At 67.4% G+C, this 8411-nt stretch carries 8 protein-coding genes and 3 pseudogenes; 4 read left to right on the forward strand and 7 right to left on the reverse strand.

The genetic code is table 11. The annotated features are described in order from the left end of the window. The coding region (locus tag AAW14_RS38670; protein ID WP_416223441.1) for an IS6 family transposase at window positions 1–647 on the reverse strand (647 nt) is incomplete at its 3' end. A 53-nt stretch (window positions 648–700) separates the two neighbouring features. On the opposite strand from AAW14_RS38670, the pseudogene AAW14_RS38675 reads away from it, so the two are divergent. Further along, window positions 701–961, forward strand: a pseudogene (locus tag AAW14_RS38675) (transposase); the annotation flags it as partial. Between the two features lie 1234 nt (window positions 962–2195). Next, the gene (locus tag AAW14_RS39980) at window positions 2196–2708 is read left to right on the forward strand and encodes a transposase family protein (RefSeq protein WP_416223440.1); all 513 of its coding nucleotides are present in this window, start codon (window positions 2196–2198) and stop codon (window positions 2706–2708) included. Between the two features lie 412 nt (window positions 2709–3120). Here the strand turns inward: AAW14_RS39980 and AAW14_RS38680 are convergent, their stop codons facing one another. From AAW14_RS38680 to AAW14_RS38700, 5 genes and pseudogenes are all read right to left on the reverse strand, one after another. Then, window positions 3121–3423 (reverse strand): hypothetical protein, encoded by a 303-nt coding sequence (locus AAW14_RS38680; protein WP_265569158.1) that lies wholly within the window; start codon window positions 3421–3423, stop codon window positions 3121–3123. Window positions 3424–3568: 145 nt separating this feature from the next. After that, entirely contained in the window at window positions 3569–3853 is a 285-nt protein-coding gene (locus tag AAW14_RS38685; RefSeq protein WP_265569159.1) for a hypothetical protein, read from the reverse strand. A gap of 302 nt (window positions 3854–4155) precedes the next feature. Next, a pseudogene (locus AAW14_RS38690) lies at window positions 4156–4537 on the reverse strand (transposase); the annotation flags it as partial. A 475-nt stretch (window positions 4538–5012) separates the two neighbouring features. Continuing rightward, window positions 5013–5261, reverse strand: coding sequence for a helix-turn-helix domain-containing protein (locus AAW14_RS38695; RefSeq protein WP_265569160.1), 249 nt, complete (start codon window positions 5259–5261; stop codon window positions 5013–5015). A gap of 85 nt (window positions 5262–5346) precedes the next feature. After that, window positions 5347–6000 carry a DUF721 domain-containing protein gene (locus AAW14_RS38700; RefSeq protein WP_265569161.1) on the reverse strand — a complete coding sequence of 218 codons (654 nt, stop codon included), beginning with the start codon at window positions 5998–6000 and terminating at the stop codon, window positions 5347–5349. 481 nt (window positions 6001–6481) lie between these two features. Between AAW14_RS38700 and AAW14_RS38705 the strand changes: the two genes are divergently transcribed. Then, window positions 6482–7186, forward strand: a complete 705-nt coding sequence (locus tag AAW14_RS38705) for a MarR family transcriptional regulator (protein ID WP_265569162.1) — start codon at window positions 6482–6484, stop codon at window positions 7184–7186. Window positions 7187–7221: 35 nt separating this feature from the next. Here AAW14_RS38705 and AAW14_RS38710 read toward each other — a convergent pair. Continuing rightward, a pseudogene (locus tag AAW14_RS38710) lies at window positions 7222–7699 on the reverse strand (ISAzo13-like element transposase-related protein); the annotation flags it as partial. A 177-nt stretch (window positions 7700–7876) separates the two neighbouring features. Between AAW14_RS38710 and AAW14_RS38715 the strand changes: the two are divergent. Further along, on the forward strand, window positions 7877–8411 hold a 535-nt coding region (locus tag AAW14_RS38715; RefSeq protein WP_265569163.1), incomplete at its 3' end, for an IS6 family transposase.

An 8411-nucleotide genomic window follows, 5' to 3' on the forward strand; every position in this document is an offset into this window, starting at 1 on the left:
TGGCGTCGGGGTCGGAAGTGCGGTGAGATCTGGCTGAACACCGACAGGAACTGCTGTGTCCGGCCTGCGGAGCGGAAGCCTTTCATGGCGCGTTCTCGCTGGCGGGTGGGCTGGTGGGAGTTCTCGGCCCGGTTGTTCAACCCCTTGTGCGAGCGGTGCTCGACCGAGGACATCAGCTCGCGGTGCGCGACGCCGTAGGAGCAGAGCCTGTCGGTCACCAGCACCCGCGGCACCCGGCACTGCTTCTCCATCAGCTTGGCCATGAACCGCCTGGCTGCCTTCGCATCGCGCCTCGGCTGGACCAGGACGTCCAGGACGTTGCCGTCCTGATCGACCGCCCGCCACAGGTACGTACGCTCGCCGTTGATCTTCACGAAGACCTCGTCGAGGTGCCATTTGTCGCCGGCCTGCGGTCTGCGGCAGCGCAAGGCGGCGGCGTACTCGGGTCCGAACCGGTCGCACCATGCCCGGATCGTCTCGTGGGAGACGACGATCCCGCGCGCGAGCAGCAGCTCTTCGACCTCACGGAAGGACAGCGGGAAGCGGTGGCACAGCCACACCGCATGGGAGATGATCTCCGCCGGGAACCGGAAACCCTTGCACGACACCGCCGCCTCGGTCCCCACAGCCGGCCCCTCCCAGGTGATCAACAAACCCGACGATCATCCCCCAAAGCCACCCACTCAACCTGACAGTGCCGGTCAAACAGATGCTCCTGGACGCCAAGGAGGACCTGACCGCCTTCGCCGCCTTCCCCATCTCCCACTGGAAGGAGATCCAGTCCCCAAATCCCCTGGAACGGATCAACCGCGAGATCAAGCGCCGCACCGACGTCGTGCAGGTCTTCCCCAACCCGGCCGCCCTCGAACGGCTGGTCACCGCCGTGCTCAGCGAAATGCACGACGAATGGATCGCCTTCCCCCGCAGCTACCTGTCCGAAAGCAGCATGACGGCCATCTACGCCGCCGAACACGCCACCCATACACTCCCCAACCCCCGAACATTACGGACGATTGATCGCCTACGCCATCACAGGGGACGTGACCGCGGTCATCGGGAACCTCCGGGGACGGACTTTGAACGGATCGGTACGTCCGAAAAGCTCATCCGATGGCCGCTCCTTCATGTCTCACACCACTGGCATGCCTGGGCAAACCACCCCGACCAGCGACGACCTCAACAACCCGCCATACACCACGTCCGTGGACGTGACCCATGCCCCGGTCAGCAGCCAGCCGGAGACCACGTCACATGATCGCCGACGTAGTACAAGGCTGATCGTCTCATGTCATTGGGACAGCCAACGGTGAGATGGCTTCGAGTTTTCCCACGGGCGATGAACCTAAAAGGGGGGCCCGTGCGTTGTGAGTGTGTACGTATATGAACCGCTCAGAAGACGGGTTGTTGCAATGCCGTTCGCGCCGCCTCCTGTTCACGCACGCGCGCTGGTCAACACGCCACCTGCGGCTAACTAGGCGACAGCTCCTACCTTAATGATCGAGAGGGAAAGCAGGAGTAATGCCACATGCATACGGGCAGCCTACTAAGGAAGAGATCATCGGGACACTGCCCCCCGATACTGTCACCACATTTACAACGGGGGAGATGGGCGTGTGGGGTGAGGTTGCCCCCCGATCGACTCGTCAGGTGCTGGCGGACCTTGCGGTGGAGGGTCTTGTGACCCGTGAACCACAAATAGGTACTTGGAGGGCCACTCAGCTGGGTGTGGATTCGGGGAACGCAGTGCGCGCTGCCGCTCGGGCTCGTGCTGCCTCCATGGGTGTCCAGGCTCCGACCGCGCCAGCGCCGCGACAGTCTGGGGACAGTGCCGGTCAGCAGCAGCCTTACAGGCCTCCGGCACGCACGGGACAGGGAATGTCGCGGCGGTAACCAGCCCCAGCATCGACCGCGCCCGGCACATCTGACCGCAAACCTTCAGCGGGTAATCGGAGTGTGATCGCTTCAGGCTGCTGGTGGCGTTCTGTGAGTGGGGCCGGACGGTCATGTGGTTGGATCTTGCCGTGTCCGATCTTGAGTCTCTGTCCCGGGAAGAGCCAGGGCCCTTGCAAGGTCAGCGTGATCTTGTGATGGGGCTGGTCAGCGGGGGTGTGACTGGATGCACCGAAGCTCCGTTGAGGTGAGGTAAGTCTCAAGTACCTTGCCAGCAACGGAGCTTCGGTGATTCGTGAGTCTGCATGCTGGCGCCCGTGTTGTCGTGTTCTGTCGCTCCGGCGGGTGTTGACCCGGAGGGCGTCGATCCGCGTGACCGTCGCAGGCGGCGGTATCCGCTGGTTGCGCTGGTCAGAGCGGCGGCTTGCGCGGTAGCGGCAGGTACGCGTTCGTATGCGGCGGTCGGGCACTGGCTGCGGCGGGCACCCCAGGATGCCCTGGCCCGGCTCAGCTTTCCGGCCCGTGGGGTGCTGGGGTGCGGCCGGCCGCGTCGATGGACACCATCTGCCGGGTCATCGGACAGCTGCATCCCAACGGTCTGGCCGTGCTGCTGCGGCCCATATCCGAGCAGAGATCAAGGGCACCTTTTTGGTGAGCAAGCGTACAGGGTGGAGCCGACGGCTGTCTGTGGCCGCCGACGGCAAGGGGCAGGTCGGACATGCGGGAGTGGTACTGCCGCACCAGGTCGCCGACCGGGTCGGGCTGACCGCGGCGCTTGCCGGGCTGTTCCCCGCGGGCAGGAGCGCGACCTGGCGTGATCGCGCGCACCTGATCGTGGCTTCGGCCGGCAGCATCGTGCTGGGGGCGGCGAACCTGTCGAGGCCGAGGCGGTGCAGGCCCACCACGCCGCCGTGCTCGGTACCCCGGCCTCGGACTCCACCGCCCACCGCGCCCGGGCCGCTTTGAACGAGACCGTCCAGGCCCGGATCGCCACGGCCCGTGCCCGGGAGCGGCGACGTGTGGTCGCTGCTGCACCTGCGCCCGGGCGGCTTTCCCTGGCTGACGGTGGCCGGCAAACGCCTCGCGGGCTGGATCGTCAGTCGGCGGCCACCGCGCGGAAGACCGGCTCGGCTGGCCGACTGAACTCGGCCGCTCATCTTGCACAGGCTGAAAGGCGGTTGGCGGAGCAGGAGTTTGGCCGTACGGCGACCCGCCGCGTCCGCGGCCTGCTCAGCAGTACCGTCGGCGCCGACGGTACGCCTCGTATGCGGCGTCGGCCTCTGCCACCGCCTCCTGAGACCCGAGTAGTCGGCGCAGCGCGGCCGCGCGCCGCTTGTCCCGGATCCGCTGCGCCACCTGGGGCGCGGTGAACTGGGTCCAGGCCGGATCGGCGTCTGGATCGCAGTCCCGCTCGCACGCCAACGCCAGCAAGGCGCGGGGGCCCGTCTCGCACTGCCGGGTGAGCCCAGCGACCGCGGCAGTGTCCGACAGGTCAGCCCGCACGGCGACCGCCAGCTCGACCGCCTCCCGCACCAGTTCTTCCGTGCGCCGCCGGTAGGAACACACCGGGCACAAGCCTGCGGATTCGGGCAGCCCGCAGTCCGCACACGGCGCCTGCCTGCGGACCAGCTCCGCATCCTCCTCGAGGGCGGTTTCCTCGCGCAGCTGCCGCTCGGCCTCAATCCCGGCGCGCGGCCGGGTGGCTGTACGGCATCTCGGCCTCCACCCGGGCAGCAACCTGGGCCCGCAACGCGCGCCGTGTGTGGACGATGTTCCCGCAGGTCGGGCGGTCGGTGCCGGTGTCCAAACGGATGCCGTCGTCGCACCTCAGGTCTGGGCAGGCAGCGCGCTGAACCAGGCCCCGACCGAGCAGCCAGCCCATCGGATCACGTACCAGGGCCTCGCCTCCGACCTCCTCCAGCCGGTCGGTGAGCCGAGCCGCGAGCACGCGCGGCGCCGCCATCGGGCCCACGATCCCGGACAGGGCCCCAAGGGCCCGCTCAGCAGCGCGAACGACGACGGCCTGCTGACCGCCGCAGAGCTGTCTCCACAGGTAGGCCGCCGGGGTTAAAGCGACCCGCAGACGAAGATCGCCAGGGTCAGGCACCCGCTGCTGTTGCTGTTGCTGTCTACGAGCACCATCCACGACCGTCAGCCGAGAACGGCTCCCTGAGCCCTCCGTCCGCGGAGCGGGTTCGGATCGCTCGCTCAACGGGCCGCTGTGCGGCGGCCCGGGAGGCGATCTGGTGGTGGACCGGGCCTTGTGCAGTAGGTGGCATCGAGGGAGATGCAGGGGAAGCGGGTGTGGTCCAGCGGCCTCGTACGGAAAGCAACCAGAGGCTCGTCCAGGGCGGCGCAGATCCGGGAGACCTCGCTCTTGGATATCCCGGTGTCCCGCCCCCAGGGCCTTGACCAGGTCGTCGACCGACCGAGTGGAGACGCCCTCGACGTTTGCCTCCATGATGACGGCATAGAGGGCCTGATCGATAGGGCGGCGCCGCTCCAGCAGGCAGGGGAAGAAGCTGCCGGCCCGCAGTTTCGGGATGACCAGCTCCAGATCGCCGGCCTGCGTGGTGAGCGTCTTGTCCCGGTGCCCGCTGCGGTAGTTGGTGCGGATGTCGGTGTGCTCGTTCCGCTCGACGCCGACGCGGCCGCGCTCACGCTGCCGCCGCGTCGGACGCTCCGGCAGGTCTGCGGTGACCTTGCACAGAACCGAGGCGTACCAACGATGCCCGGCCCGGGAGACGGTCACCGACTGCACGATCGCCTCCCCTCTGGCCGACCAGGCGGGCCATGCGTTTTGCGGACTCGTGCAGCCTCACCGACCCGCAGTAACAGCAGGCGCCGATACCCGTCCAGCAGGACCGCTGGTCGCTTCACGCCATGGTGGAGACGGAACGCCTCCCGACACCGGCCCTTCTTCCTGAACCGCAGATAGCCCTCCTGGCGGCCGGCCCGCGTAACGCGCAGGGAGTCGAGCCAGTTCTTCCAGGCATGGTCCGCGTCGATGAAAGCGGACTGGAACGCGTAGGTGTTCACCTCGTGCCACCACCGGCACCGCCGCTCGGGTCCGTGTACACCTTCCGTGAGGCCACCGGTGCGTGAGTCGCCCTTGATCTGGTTCAGGTGCTTTGGATAAACAGTTTCGTCGGCACGGGCACCCGCACCGTCTTGCGGGCCTCGGCCTCCGGCGCGCCCTGGTCCACGAGGGTCTGGACCTCGCGCCGCCACTGCTGGTGCGTGGCCACCTTCATGCCCAGCGCGTGGTTGAACGCCCACCGGGCCGCGCCGGCGTGCCGCGTGAACGCCTCCACCTGGACCCCGGTGGGGTCCAGCATGAACTTGAACGCCCGGAGGACTTCCTGCCGCACTCACCCATCCCACTCAACTCCGCGTAGTCAAAGCGTCGTTGAGGACTGTAGAGGCTAGCACTGACAATCCGCCTGGCCTGCGCTTTCACACCGCACGCCGCGTCGGCGGTGTCTGCAGCGCATCGTCCGTAGTGCGGGCACGCTGGGCTCGGTCGGCCCGGGCCCGGTGCAGGGCGGCTGCGCGGGTGGCGTCGGCTTCACGGCGGCGCCGGACGCGGGCCGCCTCGATCGGGGCTGGCTGGTCGTCCGAGCAGGCCTCTTCCTCCGGGAACGCCGTCGCGCTGAGCTCGCGCATCGCGCGGTTCTGTCCCTCCACCGCCTCTGCGATGCCTGCATCACGGTGCCGCTCGGGCCGGGCCGCCTGGTACGCCGCGAGCGCCTGGTGGTAGCCACGGACGCCGACGCCCGCGTCTTCACTGTGCCCGTGGATACGGCACGCAGTGGCCAAGGGAAGGCCGGCAGGCTCGGCGGCCGGCACGGAGCCGGCCGCGAGGATCTGCAGGCCGCGTGCGACCGTACGGCCCGCCGACTGGTTCGCGGCCTCGATGACGCTGGCCTGCTCCCGGCGCAGCTTCGTCGCCCAGGCCGCCGACTCCGGGCACAAGGTGAGTCGGCCGGAGTCTGCGTCGTAGCCGACGGCAGTGACATGCCCGGCGAGGTCGGGGGCGATGGCCGCCCACCGCTCCCGCAGGGACGCCTCGCCGGCCGGAAGCTCCCGGGCCCGCCCGGTGGTGAGCATGCCGATCCTTGCGAAGAGGCTGGCGGTGGCGAGAGCACGAGACGGCCGACCGGTTCCAGCGGCCTCCGAACTCGACATGGCGCTCAAACTGGCCGCCGAGAGGTCGAAGGCCTGCGACCGTAGAGGCCGAGCTGCGGCGCAACACTGCGAAAGCCGCTGGCCATGCCTACGGCCGGTGCAAGTATCCAGCGATGGCTTCGCCGAGTCGGATCCCTCACCATCCGGCGTACCGGAAAGCCCTTGAAAGAAATGAGGGCGGCGCTGTCGGATCCGGGGCGGAGGTGTTCGTAGTACGGTCGCCCGTCCACCTCAACCGTCGTCGCGGCGGCGCGGGCGTGGTCGATGCAGCTGCCGGGAGTACTCACGGACGCTCCCCCGGGCGGACCAGGTTTACTCTTCGACATCTTTGAACCTTTTTCTTGCGAGCAGCGTTGTACCTTCCGAAAGAATTGAGCAGCGAACGGCAGCAAAGTGGAGTGAAATGACCCTGAAAGAGGACCTGCGAAGAGTGATCGAAGCCCTAGAGGACGGAAGCACATTTACACGAGCCGAGATGCGCGAACGAACAGGAATCTCGGCACAGAGTGTAAGTTACGCCACCAATATTCTAATAAGTGAAGGATGGATAGAATATACGGGTATGAATAGACACGGCACAGGAATAAAAGAAGGAGGCCGTTATCACCAAATATTCCAGGTTACCGAGAAAGGCCGATACGAAATCAACAACGCACTCGGATCAGGCGATTCGGGGACAGTGGCATCCACCTCGCGCGCGCATGCACAAGAACAGGCCTCGTCCACGCCCTCGCGGCCGGATAGCCAGCAGCCAACAGCGTGGTATCCGCCACCGTTCGTGGCTGGGGCAGCCGCGGCTGCTGCTGTGCAGACTCCCCAGCAGCCACCAGCTCTCCCGGCTGCTGGAGATACCGCAGGTAAGCGCCGTTATCTCTTCAACCCCCCGCAACCGCCGCTTTTGGAGACATACGAGCAGCGGCAGAAGGAGGCAGAAAATCGATTCGCCTTCGACCTCGCGATGACCCGGGCGATCGAGGAGTTGGCTGATGTGGCGGCAGCAAGGTCGCAATCGCCCAAAGCGCCGCCCCAAGGGCCTGGTCCTGCAGCCGGAACCACGGTTTACCAGAGCCCTCAATCTTCCGCCCAGCATCAGTCCCAGAACCGCTGACGTCCGCTGAGGTGGGAATCGAGCGAAGCGACAGCCTCATGGTCCGGGTGGCGGGCGCCCTCGGTGGTGCGCGAGGTGCCCTGCAGGGCGAATCCCCCGGCCTTCAGCAGCGCGGCCACGGTGTCGTGGCCCACCCGATGCCCCTGGGGGGGGCAGCTCCGCAGCCAGGACACGGGTGGACTTCACCGTCCACCGCAGCGCAGACTCCGGATCTCCTCGCTGGTCCGGCTCGACCAGCGTGAGCAACGCCGGGACCAGTTCCGGATCAACGTCCCGCAGCCGCTTGCGGCCCGCGCCCGCCGCCCGAACCCGGCCATGGGGCTCCTCCCCCTGTTCCAGCCCGCGCGACACCGTGGACTCCGCCACCCCGGCAGCACCAGCCACCGGGCGAATCCCGCCGTACCCCCGCACACGGGCAAGGGTCCCCAGCACCAGCCGTCGCTGCTGCTCGTCCAGATGCCGCAGCAACAGCCCGAACGCCTCCGCCAGCCCCGCCTCAATCCCCTCCGACACACTCGAATCCAACGGGCCAACAGACCCCAAAGCCAAGGAGTTATTAACCTCGCGCTTTCACGCGGCAGGGCGTCCAGTGGTTGATCAGAAACGCGGAGAGGGCACTGTCAGGTTGAGTGGGTGGCTTTGGGGGCGGGATGATCGTGGGGTTTGTTGATCATCTGGGAGGGGCCGGCTGTGGGGACCGAGGCGGCGGTGTCGTGCAAGGGTTTCCGGTTCCCGGCGGAGATCATCTCCCATGCGGTGTGGCTGTACCACCGCTTCCCGCTGTCCTTCCGTGAGGTCGAAGAGCTGCTGCTCGCGCGCGGGATCGTCGTCTCCCACGAGACGATCCGGGCATGGTGCGACCGGTTCGGACCCGAGTACGCCGCCGCCTTGCGCTGCCGCAGACCGCAGGCCGGCGACAAATGGCACCTCGACGAGGTCTTCGTGAAGATCAACGGCGAGCGTACGTACCTGTGGCGGGCGGTCGATCAGGACGGCAACGTCCTGGACATCCTGGTCCAGCCGAGGCGCGATGCGAGGGCAGCCAGGCGGTTCATGGCCAAGCTGATGGAGAAGCAGTGCCGGGTGCCGCGGGTGCTGGTGACCGACAGGCTCTGCTCCTACGGCGTCGCGCACCGCGAGCTGATGTCCTCGGTCGAGCACCGCTCGCACAAGGGGTTGAGCAACCGGGCCGAGAACTCCCACCAGCCCACCCGCCAGCGAGAAC

Source organism: Streptomyces hygroscopicus, assembly GCF_026168105.1.
In the GTDB taxonomy this organism is placed as follows: Bacteria; Actinomycetota; Actinomycetes; order Streptomycetales; family Streptomycetaceae; genus Streptomyces; species Streptomyces hygroscopicus_D.

Coding starts and splice junctions, on each gene's coding strand:
- AAW14_RS38685 (WP_265569159.1), bottom strand. CDS start 3,853: ATGGCGGCGCCGCGCGTGCTCGCGGCTCGGCTCACCGACCGGCTGGAG.
- AAW14_RS39980 (WP_416223440.1), top strand. CDS start 2,196: ATGCTGGCGCCCGTGTTGTCGTGTTCTGTCGCTCCGGCGGGTGTTGAC.
- AAW14_RS38705 (WP_265569162.1), top strand. CDS start 6,482: ATGACCCTGAAAGAGGACCTGCGAAGAGTGATCGAAGCCCTAGAGGAC.
- AAW14_RS38700 (WP_265569161.1), bottom strand. CDS start 6,000: ATGCTCACCACCGGGCGGGCCCGGGAGCTTCCGGCCGGCGAGGCGTCC.